Genomic DNA, 18,898 nt, shown 5'->3' with positions numbered 1-18,898 from the left:
CTGGCGGTGCGGATGCAAACAAGGCTGCAAGGCGAGATACCGGCGCCGCGCGAGTGCAGCCCCTCTTTCAGTTCGAACGATTGTGCGGTTTTGTGAAAGGCAGTCATGCCTTGCGCGGATCGCGGCATTGTCCACCGCAGAGTGGCGCGGCACCGCGTCACATGGCAAAGAAAGGAAATAGAAACAGCGAGATGACGGAACATACGTTTTTCAGGCGATCCGCCTCCAGAGTGCGCGCACCCCTTGCCAGCCGTGGGAATACCATCGTGCTGTTCGGCGAGGTGCTGGCGGACATTTTTCCGGACCGGTCCGTGCTGGGCGGGGCGCCGTTCAATGTCGCGTGCCATCTCAAGGCGTTCGGGCAGAACCCGGTGCTGGTCACGCGGCTGGGCAACGACGCCCTGCGCGACGAGGTGCTGCATGCGATGGCGCACAACGGGATGAGGACGCTGGGCGTGCAGCGCGACAAGAGTCATCCGACCGGGCGCGTGCTGGTGCATATCGGGGAAGACGGCCATCGTTTCGAGATCCTGCCGATGCAGGCCTACGACTTCATCCATCCGGCAGTGGTGCGCATGATCTCGCTGTCGGTACGTCCGGTGATGGTGTATTACGGCACGCTGGCACAGCGGCACGAAATTTCCCGACGGGCACTGAAGACGCTGCTGCGCAGTACCGGCGCACCAAAATTCCTGGACATCAACCTGCGCGCCCCGTGGTACGACAGGAAGACCATCCTGCAGTCGCTGCAATACGCGAATATCGTGAAACTGAATGTCGATGAACTGGAAGAGCTGTCGGAAATGCTCGAATTGCCGGAAGGGGATTTGCCGGCCCGCGCGCGTGAATTCGTGAAGCGGTTCGACATCGAACGGCTTCTGGTTACCTGCGGGGAAGACGGCGCGTGGCAGATCGATCGGGACGGCGGAAAAACCGAATCTGGAGCAAAGGGACGAACGGAAAAACTGGTGGATACCGTCGGTGCGGGCGATGGCTTCGCATCGGTGTGTATGATGGGTGAATTGAGGCGGTGGCCGGCAACGTTGACCCTGGAGCGAGCCAATGCCTTTGCCGCGTCCATTTGCGGGATCCGGGGCGCGGTTCCCGATCATGCGGATTTCTACAAGCCGTTCATCAAGGAGTGGGGGATATGAGGAAGCGATCGCCTGAACCAAAAAAGCCGTTGTTCATCGCATTGATCAGCGTGCATGGCCTGATACGCGGCAACAACCTGGAGCTGGGGCGCGACGCAGACACCGGCGGCCAGACCAAGTATGTGGTGGAGCTGGCGCGCGCGCTGGGGGAACGCGCCGATGTCGAGAAGGTGATCCTGCTGACGCGGTGTGTCATCGACGGGCAGGTCAGTCCGGATTATGCCGAACCATTCGAACCGCTGTCGGAAAAGGCTGCCATCGTGCGTATCGAGTGCGGCGAGCAGAAATATTTGCGCAAGGAGATGCTGTGGGATTCGCTGGAGAACTTTGCCGACAACGCGCTCGCGTACCTCAAGAGTCTGGGGCGCACCCCGGATGTCATCCACAGCCATTATGCGGACGCCGGTTACGTGGGGTCGCGCTTGTCGCACCAACTGGGCGTGCCGCTGGTACATACCGGCCATTCTTTGGGTCGCAGCAAGCGCAAGCAACTGCTGGCGAGCGGCATCAAGCGCGCCGAGATCGAGTCGACCTACAACATTTCGCGCCGCATCGAGGCGGAAGAGACCACGCTGGGCGTGGCCGAGCGCATCGTTACCAGCACGCAGCAGGAGATCGAGCAGCAATACGGGCTATACAATTTCTACCAGCCGGAACGTATGCGGGTGATCCCGCCCGGCACCGATCTGGAAAAATTCTTCCCGCCCAAGGGCGATGAAAAGAACAGTGCGATCGCGGGCGAACTGAAGCGGTTCCTGAGGCAACCGAACAAGCCGATCATTCTGGCACTGTCGCGTCCCGACCCGCGCAAGAACATCGTTGCTCTGGTCGAGGCGTACGGCGAATCGCCCGAGCTGCAGGACGCGGCGAATCTGGTGGTCGTGGCGGGGAACCGCGACGATATCAAGGATATGGAGGATACCTCCAGCGGCGTGCTGAACGAGATCCTGCTGGCGATCGACAAATACGACCTGTACGGCAAGGTGGCCTATCCCAAGCACCACAAGCCCGACGATGTGGCCGTGCTGTACCGGCTGGCGGCGGCATCGCGCGGTGTATTCGTCAACCCTGCCCTGACCGAGCCGTTCGGCCTGACGCTGATCGAGGCGGCGGCCTGCGGCCTGCCGATCGTGGCGACCGAGGACGGCGGGCCGATCGACATCATCGGGAATTGCCAGAACGGCTATCTGATCAATCCGCTCGACAAGGCGTCGATCAGCGACGCGCTGGTGCGGGCGCTTTCCGACGGCAAGACTTGGCGACAACTGGCGCGCAATGGCGTGAACGGGGTGCGCCGCCATTATTCCTGGCAGGCGCACGTGGAAAAATACCTGGCCGTGATCCGTCCGGTGGTCGAGAAGAGCGAGCCGTTGCCCAGGCCCCATCCGGTCCGCCGCAAGGAGTTGTATCGCGACCGCGCGATCTTTACCAGCCTGGACCTGAACCTGATCGGCGACCGGGAATCGCTGGCGGCGTTCCTGCAGACCATGCAGGTCCACCGCAAGTCGATCATCTTCGGTATTGCGACCGGCCGCCGTCTGGACAACGCGCTGAGCGTGCTGCGTCAACACGGCATCCCGCAGCCGGATGTGCTGATCACCGGGCAGGGCACCGAGATACACTATGCGCCGAACCTGACCAAATCTGCGGTATGGGAACGCCACATCAAACACCAGTGGAACCAGCAGGCGGTGCGCGATATTCTCGCCGAGATACCGGGCCTCGAGTTGCAACCGAAGCCATACCAGAGCCAATTCATGCTCAGCTATTACATCGACCATGCCGTGGCGGACATGCAGGAGATCCGCCAGACGCTGTTGCGCAACGAGCAGGCGGTGAACACCGTGTTTTCGTTCGGGCAGTTCCTCGACGTGGTGCCGGTGCGCGCCTCCAAGGGCCTGGCATTGCGCTGGTGTGCCGAACAACTCGGCTTCCCGCTGGAGAATACGCTGGTCTCGGGCGTCACGGGCGCGGATACGGATATGTTGCGCGGCAACACGCTGGGCACGGTCGTGGACAACCGCCACCTGAACGAATTGGCCGATCTGGCCAATATCGACAAAATATATTTTTCCGGAAAGCCCCATGCTGCGGGCATACTGGAGGCGATGGATCACTACCATTTTTTTGCGGACAAACCGGCAGGGACATCGTGAAGAAATTCCTTATCTGCACCGACCTCGATCGCACGCTGATCCCGAACGGCGCGCAACCGGAATCGCCGGGAGCGATGGACCGATTCAGGGAATTGGCGGGCCGCGAGGAAATCACGCTGGCCTATGTGACAGGCCGGCATCTTGCGCTCATTGAGCAGGCCATCCGGGAATATGACCTGCCGCAACCCGATTTTGCCATCGCCGATGTCGGTTCGACGATCTATCAGGCCGGCTCATCGGGATGGCAGCAGTGGGACGAGTGGGACGCGCAGATCGCACCGGACTGGCGCGGCATGACGCATGACGAGCTATACCGTTTGCTGGGCGTCTTCCCGGCACTGGCGCTGCAGGAACCGGAAAAGCAGAACCGCCACAAGCTCAGCTTCTATGTGCCGCGCGAAGCGGACGCGCAAGCGCTGATCGGCGAGATGGAGCGGCTACTGGCACAGGCCGGCGTCCGGGCGAACATTATCTGGAGCATCGATGAGGCGGCGGGAGTCGGCCTGCTGGATGTGTTGCCGGTCAGTGCCAACAAGTTGCACGCGATCCGTTTTCTGATGCAGCGCAAGGGATTCGATGGCAAGAGCACGGTCTTTTCCGGAGACAGCGGCAACGACCTGGATGTGCTGTTGAGCGATATACCTTCCGTGCTCGTCGCCAACGCCGATGCCGAAGTCAAGGCGCGTGCCGCGGGCGCGCACAAGGATGCGCTCTACATCGCCCGGGGCGGTTATCTCGGGATGAACGGCAATTACAGCGCCGGCATCCTCGAAGGCGTCGCGCATTACTGGACGGAAGCGGATGCGTGGCTGCGTGAATCTGCTCGGGCGGAGGGGTGATGTACGAACAGGCCTCCCATGCGCTGCTGAACGAGATACTGATCAAGCTGAAGCCGGAGATCGGGAATTATCGCCTGCGTCATTTCTACACCCGCCTCGGCGCGAATTTCTATGCCATCCATTCGCTGTGCCACCATCTGTATGGCGACCGCCCGGACTTCAAGGAGCAGATGGTCAGCCTGGTCGAGACGCTGGCGCTGCGCTATATCGAGCGCGCGCCCCACCTGCGGAAATCCGATCTGGCGCGCGAGCGGGACTACAACTGGTTCCTGAGCCAGAAGTGGGTGGGCATGGCGCTGTACTGCGACCGCTTTGCCGGGGACCTGAAGGGGTTACGCACCAGACTGCCGTACCTGCAGGAACTGGGCATCAACATGTTGCACGTCATGCCCATTCTGGATTGCCCCCCGGACAACAGCGATGGCGGTTATGCGGTGCGCGATTTCTGCAAGGTCGATGCGCGCTTCGGAACGAACGAGGATGTCGAGGCGCTGGCGCTGGCGCTGAAAAAGCGCGACATGCTGCTGGTGCTTGATGTCGTGGTCAATCACACTTCGAACGAACATGAATGGGTGCGGCGTGCGCGCCGGGGCGAGAAAAAATACCAGGATTACTTCTTCGTTTTCGACGACCGCGAGATGCCCGACGCATTCGAGGAAACGATGCCGGAGATATTCCCGGAGACCTCGCCGGGCAATTTCACCCGGGATGAGGAGATGGGCAAGTGGGTGATGACGGTATTCAACAGTTACCAGTGGGACCTGAATTACCGCAATCCCGAGGTGCTGATCGAGATGATCGACATCATCCTGTTCTGGGCGAACCAGGGCGCGGATATCCTGCGGCTGGATGCGGTCGCGTTCCTGTGGAAGAAGATCGGCAGCACCTGCCAGAACGAGCATGAGGCCCACCTGTTACTGCAACTGATGAAGGACTGTTGTCAGGTGACTGCGCCCGGCGTGCTGTTCATCGCGGAAGCCATCGTTTCGCCCGGCGAAGTCACCAAATACTTCGGCGAGGATGCGATCAACGCCAAGGAATGCGAGATCGCCTATAACGCCACTTTCATGTCGCTGCTCTGGGATGCCGTCGCGACCAAGAATGCCAATCTGCTCAACCGGGGCGTAAAGAGCCTGCCGGACAAGCTGGAGCGCGCCACCTGGCTCAATTACGTGCGCTGCCACGACGATATCGGCCTGGGTTTCGACGACAACGATGCGCGTCTGTCCGGCTATGACCCGGCCAAGCACCGGCGCTTCCTGATCGATTATTTCACCGGCAAGTTCCCGACGTCGCCGGCCAGGGGGATGCCGTTCGGCGAGAATCCCAAGACCGGCGATGCGCGCATTTCCGGCTCGCTGGCGTCGTTGGTCGGGCTCGAATCCGCCCTGGCAAGCGGGGATGAACAGGCCATCGACAGCGCGATCAGGGTCATCCTGCTGCTGCACGGCATGATCCTTTCGTTCGGCGGCATCCCTCTGCTTTACTATGGCGATGCGATCGGTACGCTCAACAGCCTGGAATATCTCGCGGATCCTTCCAAGGCGGCAGACAACCGCTGGATGCACCGTTCCCACTTCGACTGGGACAAGGCGGAGAAACGCCACCAGAAAGGCACGGTGGAGCAGCGGATCTTCAGCGCGCTGAAAAAGATGATCGCGCTCCGCAAGGAGGTCGCCGCATTCGCGGATTTCGACAACCGCCAGTTGCTGACGGTGGATAATCCCAACCTGCTGGTTTTTTTCCGTGCCGATGCGCACAATGACCGTAACAAAGTTCTGGTAATAGGTAACTTTAACGACCAGGCGCAAACGCTCCATGTCGATAAATTGAGGGCGTACGGTTTTTTCCGCCCGGACGGAATGAAGGACCTCTGTTCCGGAGTGCGTCTGGATGTGACGAATGACGAGATCATGATCCCGCCGCTGTCTTTTTACTGGCTGGCAGATTGAAATTTGAGGAGATGTAAATGATTACCAAATGCCTTTTCCCCGTTGCCGGATACGGCACCCGCTTCCTGCCCGCGACCAAGGCGCAGCCCAAGGAGATGTTGCCCATCCTGACCAAGCCGTTGATCCAGTATGGGGTGGAAGAGGCGCTCGAGGCCGGGATGAAGAACATCGCCATCGTCACCGGGCGCAACAAGCGCGCGATCGAGGATCATTTCGACATCACCTATGAACTGGAGGACAAGATCAGCGGCACCAGCAAGGAAAGCCAGCTGGAATGCGTCCGCGAACTGATCGATCAATGCACCTTTTCCTACACGCGGCAGAACCACATGCGCGGTCTGGGGGATGCCATCCTGACCGGCGAGACGCTGATCGGCGACAAGCCCTTTGGCGTGATCCTGGCCGACGACCTGTGTGTAGGGGAGCCCGACAATGTGATGGCACAGATGGTGCGCGTATACGAGAAATACCAGTGCAGCGTGGTTGCGGTGGAAGAGGTGCCGACCGATGAGGTGGACAAATACGGCATCGTCAGCGGTGAGCGCCTCGACGATGAACTGGTGAGGGTCGACCGCATGGTGGAAAAGCCCGCGCCTGAGGACGCGCCGTCCAATCTGGCCGTCATCGGCCGCTATATCCTGACGCCGGACATCTTCGATATCCTGCGCAACACGCCGCCCGGCAAGAACGGAGAGGTGCAGCTTACCGATGCATTGCAGACGCAGGCTGCCAACGGGAAGGTGATCGCGTACCGTTTCCATGGCCGGCGGTTCGACTGCGGCAGCATCGAGGGATTCGTCGAGGCGACCAATTTCTTTTTTCAGCGTTTCTGAAATCCGGACGCGAAGGCGGGGTGCGTTGCGATCAGGCTGCCAGCGTGATCAGCCAGTAACGCGCGAACTTGCCAACCGCCATGAACAGCGCGGCCTGCCACGGATTGAGACGCAGCCATCCGGCGGCAAGGCATAACGCGTCGCCGATCAGCGGCACCCATGCCAGCAACAGTGCGGGCGTGCCGTAACGGCGCATTTTTCCCACGTGTTTGAGCTGTTGCGTCTGCGGAAGCAGCCAGCCCATGCCGAAGCTGACCATGCCGCCCAGCGTGTTGCCGAGCGTGGCGACGGCCAGCGCCCAAGCGATGATTCCGGGATTTTCCCTCAGGACGAGGAACAGGACGGCTTCCGATCCGCCGGGTAGCAGCGTGGCGGCGAGGAAGCTGCTGGAGAACAGCGCGAACAGGCTGGCGGATTCGGTCATGATGAATGCGCCAGCCGGGGTGGTCAGAACTTGATTGCCGAAAAAACCTTCTTGGCCAATGAGCCGGTGGCTTGCAGCGGGTTCGCGCGGATGGCCTTTTCCTGTTCGGCCATCATCAGGAACAGGCCGTCCAGCGCCTTGCGCGTGATGTAGTCATCCAGCTTGGCGTCCTTCTCGTCGATCAGGCCGAACTGCGCGCCCTTGCCGGCGAACTGGTCATACTTTTCGGCCAGCTTTACCTTCTGCATCGACTTGTTCACGATGGGCTTGAACTTGCCGGCCAGCGCGGTCTCGGTGTTCTTGCGGAAATATTGCGTGGCGGCATCGTTCCCGCCGGTCAGGATGCCCTTGGCATCTTCCACGGTCATCTTCTTTACAGCGCCGACCAGCAGCACTTTCGCTTCCGGAACGGCGGCCTCGGCGGCGCGGTTCATCGAGGTGATCAGGTCATCGGCATATCGCCCCATGCCGAACTGGCGCAGCAGTCCGTCGACCTTCTGCATGCTTTCCGGTAACGGGATGCGCACCTTGTCGTTGCCGAGATAACCGTTCTCCCTGGCAAGGTTCTTCACCGCGGTCTCGGCGCCCTGTGTGAGTGCCTGCTTCAGGCTGCCGACCTGATCCTTGTTGCTGAAACCGGCCAGCGCAGAGGCGTTGGTCGCGGCGGGGGCGGTCGGGGTTGCGGCAGGAGCGGGCTGGGTCGCTGCCGGGGCAGCAGGTTGAGCCAGTGTGCCGAGTTTGTCTTTCAAGCCACCCAGATCAAGCGCTTGAGCGGAGTTGACCAGCAGCATGAGAGAAATCAATGTCAGGTGAGCCAGCTTCATTTTCATCTCCTTATTTTTTACGGGGCGGCATCAGGTCGGTGATGGTGCCTTCCGCCATCTCTGCGGCAAAGCACAAGGTCTCGGACAGTGTCGGGTGCGGGTGGATGGTGAGCCCGATGTCTTCCATGTCCGCGCCCATCTCCAGCGCCAGCACCGCTTCGGCGATCAGTTCGCCCGCGTTCACGCCGACGATGCCCATGCCGAGGATGCGGCGGCTCTTCGGATCTAGCAATACCTTGGTCGAACCTTCTTCGCGTGCGATGGATAGCGCGCGGCCGGAAGCAGCCCAGGGGAATGATCCTTTCTCATAGGCGATGCCCTGCGCTTTCGCCTCGGTCTCGGTGAGCCCCATCCAGGCCACTTCCGGATCGGTGTAGGCCACGGACGGGATGGTCAACGGCTCGAAGAAGGCTTTGTGCCCGGCGATGTTCTCGGCCGCCACTTTGCCTTCGTGCACCGCCTTGTGCGCCAGCATCGGGTCACCCACGATGTCACCGATGGCGTAGATGTGCGGCACGTTGGTGCGCTGCTGCTTGTCGACCGGGATGAAGCCGCGCTCGTTCACGACGAGGCCTGCCGCTTCGGCGTTGATCTCGCGGCCGTTCGGACGGCGGCCGACCGCCATCAGCACCTTGTCGTAGAACTGAGGCTCGGCCGGTGCCTGAGCGCCTTCAAAGGTGACCTTCAGGCCTTTCTTCTCGGCTTCGATCCTGGTGACTTTGGTCTTCAGCATGATGGCCTCGTAGCGCTTGGCGATGCGCGTATGCAGCGGCTTGACCATGTCCTTGTCCGCGCCCGGCATGAGCTGGTCCATCAGCTCGACCACCGAGATCTTCGCGCCGAGCGCCTCATACACGGTCGCCATCTCCAGACCGATGATGCCGCCGCCGATGACCAGCATGCGCTTGGGCACATCCTTCAATGCCAATGCGCCGGTGGAGTCGATGATGCGCGGGTCGTCATACGGGAAGCCGGGGATGCGCGCCACGCTGGAGCCGGCGGCCACGATGCAGTGGTCGAAGGAGACGACCTTCTTGCCTTCCGCGGTCTCCACTTCAAGACTGTTGGGCGAGGTGAATTTCGCCAGACCGCGCACCACTTGCACCTTGCGCTGCTTGGCCAGTCCGGCGAGACCGCCGGTGAGCTTGCCGATCACACTTTCTTTCCAGCCGCGGATCGCATCGATGTCGATCTTCGGCTTGGCGAAGGTCACGCCATGGTGCGATACCTCTTCCGCCTCGTTGATGACCTTGGCTACATGCAGCAGCGCCTTGGACGGGATGCAACCCACGTTCAGGCAGACGCCGCCGAGTGTCGCGTGCTTCTCGATCAGCACCACCTGCTTGCCGAGGTCGGCCGCGCGGAATGCCGCGGTGTAGCCGCCGGGGCCGGCACCGAGTACCACCACTTCGGCATGGAGATCGCCTTTGATCGAGGATGCGGGATTCGGGATTCGGGATTCGGGGGCGGGGGCAGTGGGCGCTGATGCGGCAGCAGGTTTTACTGAATCCTGAATCCTTGATCCTGAATCCTGAATCCTTGATCCTGAATCCTGCACTGTTTCCAGCAACAGAATCACCGAGCCTTCGGATACCTTGTCGCCGACTTTCACCTTCAGTTCTTTTACTGCGCCTGCGACAGGCGAAGGTACATCCATCGTGGCTTTGTCGGTCTCCAGCGTGATCAGCGCCTGTTCGGCTTCGACAGTGTCGCCCGCTTTGACGGCAATCTCGATGACGGCCACGCCCTTGAAGTCGCCGATGTCGGGAACCTTGATCTCGATAGTGCTCATATTGTTTTCTCTCTGGTTAGATTCTGATTTGCCCGTTGCCGAGCACGATGAATTTCTGCGAGGTCAGTCCTTCCAGTCCGACCGGCCCGCGCGCATGGATCTTGTCGGTGGAGATGCCGATCTCCGCGCCCAGTCCGTATTCGAAGCCGTCGGCGAAGCGCGTCGAGGCGTTCACCATCACGCTGGACGAATCCACCTCGCGCAGGAAGCGCATCGCCTTGCTGTAGTTCTCGGTGACGATGCTGTCGGTATGCTGCGAGCCGTAGGTGTTGATGTGCGCAATAGCCTCATCGACGTTCGCCACCACGCGCACCGCGAGGATGGGCGCGAGGTATTCGGTGTGCCAGTCTTCCTCGGTGGCGGTCTTCATCTGTGCAACGAGTTTGCGCGAGGCATCATCGCCGCGAAGCTCAACGCCTTTGTCCAGATAGGTTTTGCATAGTTCGGGCAATACCTTCGCCGCAACATTCGCATTCACCAGCAGGGTCTCCATCGCGTTGCACACGCCGTAACGGTGCGTCTTCGCATTGTCGGCGATGCGGATGGCTTTCTTTAGGTCGGCCTCGTCGTCGATATACACGTGGCAGATGCCATCCAGATGCTTGATGACGGGGATGCGCGCCTCGTTGCTGATGCGCTCGATCAGGCTCTTGCCGCCGCGCGGCACGATGACATCCACATAGTCCTTCATGGTGATGAGTTCGCCCACGGCGGCGCGGTCGGTGGTGTTCACCACCTGCACCGCAGTCTCGGGCAGTCCGGCTTCGCGCAGCCCCTGATGCACGCAGGCCGCGATGGCCTGGTTGGAATGGATGGCCTCGGAGCCGCCGCGCAGGATGCAGGCGTTGCCGGACTTCAGGCACAGGCCGGCCGCGTCCGCCGTCACGTTCGGGCGCGATTCGTAGATGATGCCGATGACGCCCAGTGGTACGCGCATCCGGCCGACCTGGATGCCGGAAGGGCGGAATTTGAGGTCGTCGATCTCGCCGATCGGATCGGGCAGGGCGGCGATCTGGCGCAGGCCTTCGGCCATTCCCTTGATGGTCTTTTCGGTGAGGGTGAGGCGGTCGATGGAGGCGGCATCAAGGCCGCTCTTCTTCGCATCGTCGACATCTTTGCGATTCGCGGCGATGAGCTTGCTGCTGTTGAGCTCGATGGCCGTGGCGATGTTCTCCAGCGCGCGGTTCTTGGCGTTGGTGTCGGCCATCGCCATCACGCGTGATGCTGCGCGTGCAGATTGGCCCACGCCCTTCATGTATTCCTTGATGTTATCCATGCTTTTCCAGGATCTATGTCAGGTTGAGAGTGGTGCGCATTTTAGCACTCCGCATCGGGTAGAATGCGTGCCTCGAACCGGAAGGGTGCGGCATGTCCGATATATTGAAAAAGATTCTCGCGGTGAAAGCACAGGAAGTCTCTGCGGCCCTGTCGGCCAAGCCGCTGCCGACAATACGCGCGGAAGCGGAGCAGGCGGGGCCTGTCCGCGATTTCGTCGCTGCCATTCGCGGCAGGATCGCGTCCGGGCAGCCCGCAGTGATTGCGGAGATCAAAAAGGCCAGTCCAAGCAAAGGGGTTATTCGTCCTGATTTTCATCCGGATACGATTGCGGCCAGCTATGAGCAGCATGGTGCCACCTGCCTGTCGGTGCTGACCGACGAGCAGTTCTTCCAGGGGAGTGCGGAATACCTGCAGCAGGCGCGAGCCGCCTGTGACCTGCCGGTATTGCGCAAGGACTTTATCGTCAGCGAATACCAGATATACCAGGCAAGGGCGATGGGGGCGGACGCCATCCTGCTGATCGCCTCCGCCTTGACCCTGGGTCAGATGAAGACATTCGAGGCCCTGGCGCACAAGCTCGGCATGGCGGTGCTGGTGGAAGTGCATGATGGCGACGAACTGAAGGTGGCGCTGCATCTCAAGACGCCGCTGGTCGGCATCAATAACCGCAACCTGCGCACTTTCGAGGTCAGTCTGCAAAACACGCTGGACCTGTTGCCGCATATTCCAGAAGACAGGGTGGTCGTGACCGAGAGCGGTATTCATGACCGACAGGATGTGAGCCTGATGCAAAGCCATCGGGTGAATGCGTTCCTGGTGGGTGAGGCGTTCATGCGTGCGAATGATCCGGGTGTAGAATTGGCCAGGGTGTTTGCCTGATTTTCATTGCGGGAGGTGTCATGTTCAGTCCTGATCGTTTGATCGTCGAATTCGACAAGGGGTTGCGTACCTTATTCAGTCAGGCGCACAGCGTGCGTCCGCACCCGGATGCGAATCTGCCGGATGTGCCGATGGATGACGCCGAAAAGAAGCACGCTGTCGGACTGATGCGCATCAACCATAGCGGCGAAATTTGCGCTCAGGCGTTATACCAGGGCCAGGGCCTGACGGCACGTGACCCGGCTGTGCAGCAGAAACTGCAGCAAGCCGCGCAGGAGGAGACCGAGCATCTGGCGTGGACTTCGCGGCGCGTGCATGAGCTGGGCGGTCATCTGAGCATGCTCAATCCGCTCTGGTATACCGGTTCACTGGCACTGGGGGCGTTTGCCGGGTTGCTGGGCGACAAGTGGAATCTGGGTTTCCTTGCCGAGACCGAGCATCAGGTTGGCGGGCATCTGCAAAGCCATCTGGAAAAATTGCCTCCACAGGACGCAAAAAGCCGCGCCGTCGTACGGCAGATGTACGAGGATGAGACCAGTCATTCGGAGATGGCAAAACAGATGGGCGGGGCGGAATTGCCCGCGCCGGTCAGGTTGGCGATGCGCGCCACATCCAGGATACTGACGCAAGCCGCCTACCGGATTTAAGTTTCCGGTAAGCAGGAAGTAGTGAGTCGGGGTGTTACTGAGCGCCGTAGGTGCGCCCCACTTCCCGCTCGCCACTCTCCGTCCCCTATTCCTGCACCACCTCGAAATCGTGCGTCACGCTGGCAGTCGCACCGAGCATGATGGAGGCTGAGCAGTATTTTTCCGCAGACAGCTTAATCGCCTTTTCGACAGCCTCGGGCTTGATATTCTTGCCCTTTACCACGAAATGCATGTGGATCTTCGTGAATACCTTGGGGTCGGTTTCGGCGCGTTCCGCGTCAATCTCGACATAACAGTCCGATATGGCCTGACGGCTCTTCTTCAGGATTGATACCACGTCGAAGCTGGTGCAGCCGCCCGCGCCGAGCAGCAGCATTTCCATCGGACGCGGCCCGAGATTGCGCCCGCCGACGGCCGGTGAGCCGTCCATCAGGACGGCATGGTTGCTTTCGGTTTCGCCCAGAAAAGATACCTGTTCTACCCATTTGACGCGCGCTTTCATGTTGTTCCCTCGTTCGTCTTGCTGTTGGAAAGCATGAACTTTAACCGATACCAGAGCGAACCGATTAATTCGTGGACGAAAATCCTGGAATTCTTTGCGGCTTCGGCGCGAGGCAGGAATGCAAGCAGATCGGTGCGGTAACGCGTGGTGAAGGCGGTCGGCGCTTCGACGACCTCGAATCCCGCGCGCCGGAAAGCATCCGCCGCGCGTGGCATGTGCCAGGCGTGCGTGACCAGGTAGACTTTTCCGATGCCGTCTTGTTGCAGGGTCCGGAACGAATAGCGCGCATTTTCCAGGGTGTTGTCCGAGGCGTCTTCCGTCCAGCGTACCGGCACCTGGAAGTCCTGCTCCAGGACAAGGCGCATTTGCCGTGCTTCGGAAGCGCTGTTGCCGAGCGGCCTGCCGCCGGTTACCAGGATCGGTTTGCCGGTCTTGCGCTGCAGCCTTGCACCATAGCGCAGACGAACCAGCGCGGTTTCACTGATGGTGTCCTGATTGTTATATTCGGGAGCGTGGAAATATGTACCGCCGCCGAGTATCACGATCGCGCCGGCCTTCTGGCGGCCATCATCCAGGGGGGCAGTCTGCGCTTCCAGCAAGTGCAGGGCGCTATCAGAGAAATAGGGCGTGGCAGTGATCCAGAACAGGGCGAACGTGGCCAGCAACAGCGGTTTGGCGAACTTGTGGCGGCGGTAGAGCAGGTAAATTCCCGATGCGAATAACAGCAGCAGGCTGAGGGGTGGCAACAGGAGGGCGGCGATAAGGTTGGTGATATACCAGGACATGGTTGTATTTCGTGGACTGGATGCGGACGCAATCTTACACAGATTTCTTGCTCGTCCCATAATTCTGCCGGTGTGCGATGCCTGTTAGGGTCACGGCCAGTCGCGCGGCAACTCTTCCAAAATAGCGTTTGACACTGGCGTGCAGCCTGCAATAGAATGCGCGCCCTTTGACGTTTACCGATTGAATCTTTAGGAATAGTGGCTATGAAAACATTTTCCGCCAAGTCCCATGAAGTCCAGCACGACTGGCTTCTGGTCGATGCAGCCGATCAAGTGCTGGGCCGTCTGGCCGCGCAGATTGCTGCGCGCCTGCGTGGCAAGCATAAGGCGATCTATACCCCGCACGTCGATACCGGTGACTATGTCGTCGTGGTCAATGCAGACAAACTGCGCGTGACTGGCAATAAGACGGAAGCCAAGCTGTACCATCGTCATACGACCTATCCGGGCGGTTTGTACACCACCAATTTTGCCAAATTGCAGGCGCGCCATCCCGGTCGCGTTCTGGAGAAGGCAGTCAAGGGCATGTTGCCCAAGGGCCCGCTGGGCTATGCGATGCTGAACAAGATGAAAGTATATGGGGGTGCGACGCATCCGCATGAAGCGCAGCAACCCAAACCCGTCAATCTGTTGAAGGCTTAATCATGAGCGTGACTTATAACTATGGAACCGGCCGTCGCAAGAGCGCGGTGGCCCGCGTGTTTATCAAGCCGGGCAAGGGCGATATCACCGTCAACGACAAGCCGGTGGATGTGTTCTTCTCCCGTGAAACGGGCCGCATGATCGTGCGCCAGCCGCTGACGCTGACCGATACGCTGACCAAGTTCGATATCATGGTGAACGTCATTGGTGGCGGTGAAGCGGGACAGGCCGGTGCGGTGCGTCATGGCATCACCCGCGCCCTGATCGATTACAACGCAGAATTCAAGCCTGCGCTGAAACAGGCAGGCTTGGTGACTCGCGATGCTCGCGAGGTCGAGCGCAAGAAGGTCGGTCTGCGCAAGGCGCGTCGCCGCAAGCAGTTCTCCAAGCGTTAAAAGCTGTTCGGATGTATCGCAAAAGCCGCCCTTGGGCGGCTTTTGCATTGGGGTTTGTTGTATGATGCGACGTGTTATTGAGGAATGTTCGAAATGATCAAAGTTGGCATAGTCGGTGGTACGGGTTATACGGGAGTGGAGTTGTTGCGCCTGTTGGCGGCGCATCCGCAGGCGGAGTTGCGTGTAATCACTTCGCGTGCCGATGCGGGTACGCCGGTCAGCCAGATGTATTCCAGCTTGCGCGGTCACGTTGACCTGCCATTCAGTCACCCTGATCAGGCGCATCTCGAGCAGTGCGACCTGGTGTTCTTCGCCACGCCGAACGGCATTGCGATGCAGCAGGTGCCTGCCCTGCTTGATGCGGGCGTGAAGGTGATCGACCTTGCTGCCGATTTCCGCATCCAGGATATCGCCGAGTGGGAAAAGTGGTATGGCATGACGCATGCGTGCCCGGAGCTGGTCGCAGAGGCGGTGTACGGCTTGCCGGAAGTGAACCGGGAGCAGATCGGGCAGGCGCGGCTGGTCGCCAACCCGGGCTGTTATCCGACGGCCGTGCAACTGGGGTTCATGCCGTTGCTGGAGGCGGGCGTGATCGAGGAAGATAGCCTGATCGCGGATGCCAAATCGGGTGTTTCCGGAGCCGGTCGCAAGGCGGAAGTCCACACGTTATTCCCGGAAGCATCCGATAACTTCAAAGCCTACGGAGTGCCGGGGCACCGCCATCTGCCGGAGATCAGGCAGGGTTTGCAAAGAATGGCCGGCAAGGAAGTCGGCCTGACGTTCGTGCCGCACCTGACGCCGATGATACGCGGCATCCATGCCACGTTATATGGCAAGTTGACGCGCGACGTGGATCTGCAGGCGCTGTTTGAGCAGCGTTATGCGGGCGAGCCTTTCGTCGACGTGATGCCGGCAGGCAGCATGCCCGAGACACGTTCCGTGCGCGGCGCGAATTGCTGCCGCATCGCAGTGCACAGGCCGCAGGGCGGCGATACGGTCGTGGTGTTGTCCGTGATCGACAACCTGGTCAAGGGGGCGGCGGGCCAGGCCGTGCAAAACATGAACATCCTGTTCGGATTTCCAGAGGAGACGGCGCTGAATAATGTGCCTTTGTTACCATAATGTGGCGACGCGTTAGTCGCAGGTTCGGTATTTCCGCACCGAAGCTGTCGGTGCAGGCGCATATCCCGTGGTATTTGCGATGGAGCATGACCGTGCCCTTTGTGCTGGCGTCCTTCGGCTTGGCATGGTGGGCCTACGGTAGCGGACTTGAGTTGGCAGGGTTCAATCGCGGACAGGCGCAACAGGAACTCGAGCAGTTGCGCGATCGTGTCGCCAAACTGGGTGACGAGAATGTGCATTTGCGCGACCAGATCGCGCAATATGAGCGGCAAATCCAGATCGAGCAGGCCAGCAACCGGGAAGCGACCAGGCAATTGAAGGTGATGACGGACGAGAACGGCCATCTTCAGGAAGATCTGGCGTTCTTCCAGAACCTTACTGCGGTACGCGGCAAGGAAGGTGAATTGGGAATTCATCGTGTGAGACTCGATCGGGATAGCATGCCGGGCGAGTATCACCTGCATGCGCTGCTGGTGCAAAGCGGAAAGCGCGCCAGGATATTCGCTGGCAGCTATCAAGTGGTTGCCACTGTGCTGGAAAATGGAGCGCGGACTACCTATGTATTCCCGCAGGACGAGTCGGGGAATGAACAATTCCAGCTCAGTTTCAAGTATTATCAACGCATTGAGCAAAGCTTCCAGCTGCCTCCCGCAGCGCAGTTGGAGGCAGTTCAGGTACGGGTGTTCGAGCAAGGAGCGAGCGAGCCGAGAGTACGGCAGAGCGTGACCCTTCCATAAGCTTAAGGAGCAAGCGATGTTCAGCAAGAAACACAGCAAACCGCAGAACCGGATCGATTCATTGATCGGGGCTGGGACGGTCATTGATGGCGACCTGAGTTTCAGTGGGGGTATGCGTATCGACGGGCAGGTGAACGGCAATGTCGTTGCAGTCCAGGATAAACCGAGTACGCTGGTCCTGAGTGAGCATGCGTGCGTAAATGGCGAAGTGAATGTTACCCATCTGGTCGTCAATGGCTCGATCAGTGGCTCGGTGATTGCCAGCGAATATCTGGAACTGCAAGGCAAGGCAAGGGTCACAGGCGACGTGCATTACAAGACGCTGGAGATCCAGTTGGGTGCGATCATTGAAGGTCGCCTGTTGCATGGTGATGCCGCCACGCAGGATAAGGTGGTGGCGTTCAAATTAAGCAGTGCAGAATAACCGATATCGAGGAGATAACCCCATGAATGCAATAACCGAAACTCAGGACCCGCTATTGTTTACCGACAGCGCCGCCAACAAGGTGAAGCAGTTGATCGAGGAAGAGGGTAATGCCGATCTCAAACTGCGTGTCTTCGTCAGTGGTGGCGGATGTTCCGGCTTCCAGTACGGCTTTACTTTTGACGAAGTGACGAACGAGGACGACACGGTGTTGGACAAGAATGGCGTGCAGCTGCTGATCGACCCGATGAGCTTCCAGTATCTGGTCGGCGCAGAGATCGATTATCAGGAAGGTCTGGAGGGTTCGCAGTTTGTCATCAAGAATCCGAACGCCACCACAACCTGCGGTTGCGGTTCCTCCTTTTCGGTTTGATCCGCGCGGTTTGATTATGTGACGCGGGGCGCTCGTTGCGCCCCGTGTGCTTTTGAGACTGCCAGTCAGTGGCTAAGGTAGATGGCACCCAGAATGCACGGATGCGCCGCGCCGGTAACCAATGGCAGGTTGGCAGGCTTGCCCTGCAGCGTTTGTTGTGCCAGCCAGGCAAAGGCGACAGCTTCCAGATAGTCGGCATCCATCCCCAGGTCATTGATGGAGTCCACGGTGCAGTCGGCCAGCATGGCGGCAAGACGCTTGTGCAATGTCTGGTTATGGACTCCGCCGCCACACAGATAAACCTCGGATGCGCCGTTGCAGTATTGCCGGATGGCTTGCGCAATCGACAGGCAGGTCAGTTCCAGCAATGTGGCCTGTACGTCCGCAGCAGCTTCGTTTCCCCTAAGCTTGTTTTGCAGCCACGACAGGTTGAAAAGATCACGCCCGCTGCTTTTGGGCGGCGCCAGCGAGAAGAACGGCTCCTGTAACAAACGATCCAGCAACATCGGCAACGGGCTCCCCGATGCCGCCCATCCGCCATGGTCGTCGAACGGTTTGCCGGTATGCCGCATGCACCAGGCATCCATCAACAGGTTGCCGGGCCCGCAGTCGAAACCGGAGGTGGCGCCGTTCGGTGGAAGATCCGTCAGGTTGCTGATGCCCCCGATGTTGACGATGACGCGATGCCTGTCGGGATCGCGCAATACATGGCTATGGAATGCGGGAACCAGCGGCGCCCCCTGCCCTCCTGCGGCAATATCACGGCTGCGAAAATCGCTGACGACAGTGATGCCGGTCAGTTCGACCAGCAGGGCGGCATTGCCGATCTGCAGGGTGTAACCCTGCTCCGGACAGTGGCGGATGGTCTGTCCATGGCAGCCGATGGCAGTTACCTGATCCGCAGTGACAAGGGCTTGCGCCAATAATGGCGGGATGCACTGTGCGTAAAGCTGTGCCAGCAGATTGCCGGCCAGTTGCGCCTGATGCAATTCATTGTGTCCGGTTTGGTGCAAGGACAGCAGGGCGTCTTTCAGAGCGGCATCAAACGGCTGGTAGTGCTTGGCGAGTAGCCGGGGGCTGCGCTGGCCCAATTCAACCAGGACGGCATCGACGCCATCCAGGCTGGTGCCGGACATCAAT

The 18,898-nt window shown here is 59.9% G+C and carries 20 protein-coding genes; 13 read left to right on the top strand and 7 right to left on the bottom strand.

All coding sequences use genetic code 11. The annotated features are described in order from the left end of the window. The first annotated feature begins 191 nt into the window (after positions 1-191). From IPM27_05385 to galU, 5 genes are read left to right on the top strand one after another with little or no spacing between them, the layout of a single operon-like run. Positions 192-1,154, top strand: coding sequence for a carbohydrate kinase (locus tag IPM27_05385; GenBank protein ID MBK9160981.1), 963 nt, complete (start codon positions 192-194; stop codon positions 1,152-1,154). After that, entirely contained in the window at positions 1,151-3,310 is a 2,160-nt protein-coding gene (locus IPM27_05380; GenBank protein MBK9160980.1) for a glycosyltransferase, read from the top strand. Before IPM27_05385 ends, IPM27_05380 begins: the two co-directional genes overlap by 4 nt. Continuing rightward, complete coding sequence (locus IPM27_05375) at positions 3,304-4,149, top strand: HAD-IIB family hydrolase (protein MBK9160979.1); 846 nt, start codon at positions 3,304-3,306, stop codon at positions 4,147-4,149. The genes IPM27_05380 and IPM27_05375 overlap by 7 nt, the downstream gene beginning before the upstream one ends. Then, positions 4,149-6,101, top strand: coding sequence for an alpha-amylase (locus tag IPM27_05370; protein ID MBK9160978.1), 1,953 nt, complete (start codon positions 4,149-4,151; stop codon positions 6,099-6,101). The genes IPM27_05375 and IPM27_05370 overlap by 1 nt, the downstream gene beginning before the upstream one ends. Before the next feature lie 17 nt (positions 6,102-6,118). Then, complete coding sequence (gene galU / locus IPM27_05365) at positions 6,119-6,934, top strand: UTP--glucose-1-phosphate uridylyltransferase GalU (GenBank protein MBK9160977.1); 816 nt, start codon at positions 6,119-6,121, stop codon at positions 6,932-6,934. Between the two features lie 31 nt (positions 6,935-6,965). Here galU and IPM27_05360 read toward each other — a convergent pair whose 3' ends face one another. The 4 genes from IPM27_05360 to IPM27_05345 are packed head-to-tail and all read right to left on the bottom strand — an operon-like array spanning position 6,966 to position 11,250. After that, positions 6,966-7,358 carry a DedA family protein gene (locus IPM27_05360; protein ID MBK9160976.1) on the bottom strand — a complete coding sequence of 131 codons (393 nt, stop codon included), beginning with the start codon at positions 7,356-7,358 and terminating at the stop codon, positions 6,966-6,968. Positions 7,359-7,381: 23 nt separating this feature from the next. After that, positions 7,382-8,182 (bottom strand): DUF4197 domain-containing protein, encoded by an 801-nt coding sequence (locus tag IPM27_05355; GenBank protein ID MBK9160975.1) that lies wholly within the window; start codon positions 8,180-8,182, stop codon positions 7,382-7,384. Between the two features lie 10 nt (positions 8,183-8,192). After that, on the bottom strand, positions 8,193-9,974 hold the full coding sequence (gene lpdA, locus IPM27_05350; GenBank protein ID MBK9160974.1) for a dihydrolipoyl dehydrogenase: 1,782 nt from the start codon (positions 9,972-9,974) through the stop codon (positions 8,193-8,195). A 16-nt stretch (positions 9,975-9,990) separates the two neighbouring features. Then, on the bottom strand, positions 9,991-11,250 hold the full coding sequence (locus IPM27_05345) for a glutamate-5-semialdehyde dehydrogenase (GenBank protein ID MBK9160973.1): 1,260 nt from the start codon (positions 11,248-11,250) through the stop codon (positions 9,991-9,993). A 92-nt stretch (positions 11,251-11,342) separates the two neighbouring features. On the opposite strand from IPM27_05345, the gene trpC reads away from it, so the two are divergent. Then, positions 11,343-12,131 (top strand): indole-3-glycerol phosphate synthase TrpC, encoded by a 789-nt coding sequence (gene trpC / locus IPM27_05340; protein ID MBK9160972.1) that lies wholly within the window; start codon positions 11,343-11,345, stop codon positions 12,129-12,131. Positions 12,132-12,151: 20 nt separating this feature from the next. Further along, entirely contained in the window at positions 12,152-12,778 is a 627-nt protein-coding gene (gene coq7, locus IPM27_05335) for a 2-polyprenyl-3-methyl-6-methoxy-1,4-benzoquinone monooxygenase (protein MBK9160971.1), read from the top strand. A gap of 85 nt (positions 12,779-12,863) precedes the next feature. On the opposite strand, the gene IPM27_05330 is transcribed toward coq7, so the two are convergent. Together IPM27_05330 and IPM27_05325 are read right to left on the bottom strand one after the other, a co-directional pair. Then, complete coding sequence (locus IPM27_05330) at positions 12,864-13,280, bottom strand: OsmC family protein (GenBank protein ID MBK9160970.1); 417 nt, start codon at positions 13,278-13,280, stop codon at positions 12,864-12,866. Beyond that, complete coding sequence (locus IPM27_05325) at positions 13,277-14,065, bottom strand: YdcF family protein (protein MBK9160969.1); 789 nt, start codon at positions 14,063-14,065, stop codon at positions 13,277-13,279. Before IPM27_05325 ends, IPM27_05330 begins: the two co-directional genes overlap by 4 nt. 204 nt (positions 14,066-14,269) lie before the next feature. On the opposite strand from IPM27_05325, the gene rplM reads away from it, so the two are divergent. The 6 genes from rplM (at position 14,270) to erpA (ending at position 17,758) form a co-directional block, all read left to right on the top strand. Further along, positions 14,270-14,707, top strand: coding sequence for a 50S ribosomal protein L13 (gene rplM / locus IPM27_05320; GenBank protein MBK9160968.1), 438 nt, complete (start codon positions 14,270-14,272; stop codon positions 14,705-14,707). A gap of 2 nt (positions 14,708-14,709) precedes the next feature. Then, positions 14,710-15,102, top strand: coding sequence for a 30S ribosomal protein S9 (gene rpsI / locus IPM27_05315; GenBank protein MBK9160967.1), 393 nt, complete (start codon positions 14,710-14,712; stop codon positions 15,100-15,102). A 93-nt stretch (positions 15,103-15,195) separates the two neighbouring features. After that, positions 15,196-16,224, top strand: coding sequence for an N-acetyl-gamma-glutamyl-phosphate reductase (locus IPM27_05310; protein MBK9160966.1), 1,029 nt, complete (start codon positions 15,196-15,198; stop codon positions 16,222-16,224). Positions 16,225-16,310: 86 nt separating this feature from the next. Then, the gene (locus tag IPM27_05305; GenBank protein MBK9160965.1) at positions 16,311-16,961 is read left to right on the top strand and encodes a hypothetical protein; all 651 of its coding nucleotides are present in this window, start codon (positions 16,311-16,313) and stop codon (positions 16,959-16,961) included. A gap of 16 nt (positions 16,962-16,977) precedes the next feature. After that, positions 16,978-17,385: a polymer-forming cytoskeletal protein gene (locus IPM27_05300; GenBank protein MBK9160964.1), complete on the top strand. Its 408-nt coding sequence runs from the start codon at positions 16,978-16,980 to the stop codon at positions 17,383-17,385. Positions 17,386-17,407: 22 nt separating this feature from the next. Beyond that, complete coding sequence (gene erpA, locus IPM27_05295; protein ID MBK9160963.1) at positions 17,408-17,758, top strand: iron-sulfur cluster insertion protein ErpA; 351 nt, start codon at positions 17,408-17,410, stop codon at positions 17,756-17,758. A 65-nt stretch (positions 17,759-17,823) separates the two neighbouring features. On the opposite strand, the gene IPM27_05290 is transcribed toward erpA, so the two are convergent. Then, positions 17,824-18,897 (bottom strand): anhydro-N-acetylmuramic acid kinase, encoded by a 1,074-nt coding sequence (locus tag IPM27_05290; protein ID MBK9160962.1) that lies wholly within the window; start codon positions 18,895-18,897, stop codon positions 17,824-17,826. Position 18,898: the final 1 nt, after the last annotated feature.

The organism is Nitrosomonadales bacterium (assembly GCA_016716325.1).
Taxonomy (GTDB): domain Bacteria; phylum Pseudomonadota; class Gammaproteobacteria; order Burkholderiales; family Gallionellaceae; genus Gallionella.
This window is presented reverse-complemented; position numbering and strand designations above follow the sequence as displayed.

Bases quoted from the DNA above. Each gene is read 5' to 3' on its own strand.
- IPM27_05385 (MBK9160981.1), top strand. From the start codon at position 192: ATGACGGAACATACGTTTTTCAGGCGATCCGCCTCCAGAGTGCGCGCA.
- IPM27_05380 (MBK9160980.1), top strand. From the start codon at position 1,151: ATGAGGAAGCGATCGCCTGAACCAAAAAAGCCGTTGTTCATCGCATTG.
- IPM27_05370 (MBK9160978.1), top strand. From the start codon at position 4,149: ATGTACGAACAGGCCTCCCATGCGCTGCTGAACGAGATACTGATCAAG.
- galU (MBK9160977.1), top strand. From the start codon at position 6,119: ATGATTACCAAATGCCTTTTCCCCGTTGCCGGATACGGCACCCGCTTC.
- IPM27_05360 (MBK9160976.1), bottom strand. From the start codon at position 7,358: ATGACCGAATCCGCCAGCCTGTTCGCGCTGTTCTCCAGCAGCTTCCTC.
- IPM27_05355 (MBK9160975.1), bottom strand. From the start codon at position 8,182: ATGAAGCTGGCTCACCTGACATTGATTTCTCTCATGCTGCTGGTCAAC.
- lpdA (MBK9160974.1), bottom strand. From the start codon at position 9,974: ATGAGCACTATCGAGATCAAGGTTCCCGACATCGGCGACTTCAAGGGC.
- IPM27_05345 (MBK9160973.1), bottom strand. From the start codon at position 11,250: ATGGATAACATCAAGGAATACATGAAGGGCGTGGGCCAATCTGCACGC.
- trpC (MBK9160972.1), top strand. From the start codon at position 11,343: ATGTCCGATATATTGAAAAAGATTCTCGCGGTGAAAGCACAGGAAGTC.
- coq7 (MBK9160971.1), top strand. From the start codon at position 12,152: ATGTTCAGTCCTGATCGTTTGATCGTCGAATTCGACAAGGGGTTGCGT.
- IPM27_05330 (MBK9160970.1), bottom strand. From the start codon at position 13,280: ATGAAAGCGCGCGTCAAATGGGTAGAACAGGTATCTTTTCTGGGCGAA.
- IPM27_05325 (MBK9160969.1), bottom strand. From the start codon at position 14,065: ATGTCCTGGTATATCACCAACCTTATCGCCGCCCTCCTGTTGCCACCC.
- rplM (MBK9160968.1), top strand. From the start codon at position 14,270: ATGAAAACATTTTCCGCCAAGTCCCATGAAGTCCAGCACGACTGGCTT.
- rpsI (MBK9160967.1), top strand. From the start codon at position 14,710: ATGAGCGTGACTTATAACTATGGAACCGGCCGTCGCAAGAGCGCGGTG.
- IPM27_05310 (MBK9160966.1), top strand. From the start codon at position 15,196: ATGATCAAAGTTGGCATAGTCGGTGGTACGGGTTATACGGGAGTGGAG.
- IPM27_05305 (MBK9160965.1), top strand. From the start codon at position 16,311: ATGACCGTGCCCTTTGTGCTGGCGTCCTTCGGCTTGGCATGGTGGGCC.
- IPM27_05300 (MBK9160964.1), top strand. From the start codon at position 16,978: ATGTTCAGCAAGAAACACAGCAAACCGCAGAACCGGATCGATTCATTG.
- erpA (MBK9160963.1), top strand. From the start codon at position 17,408: ATGAATGCAATAACCGAAACTCAGGACCCGCTATTGTTTACCGACAGC.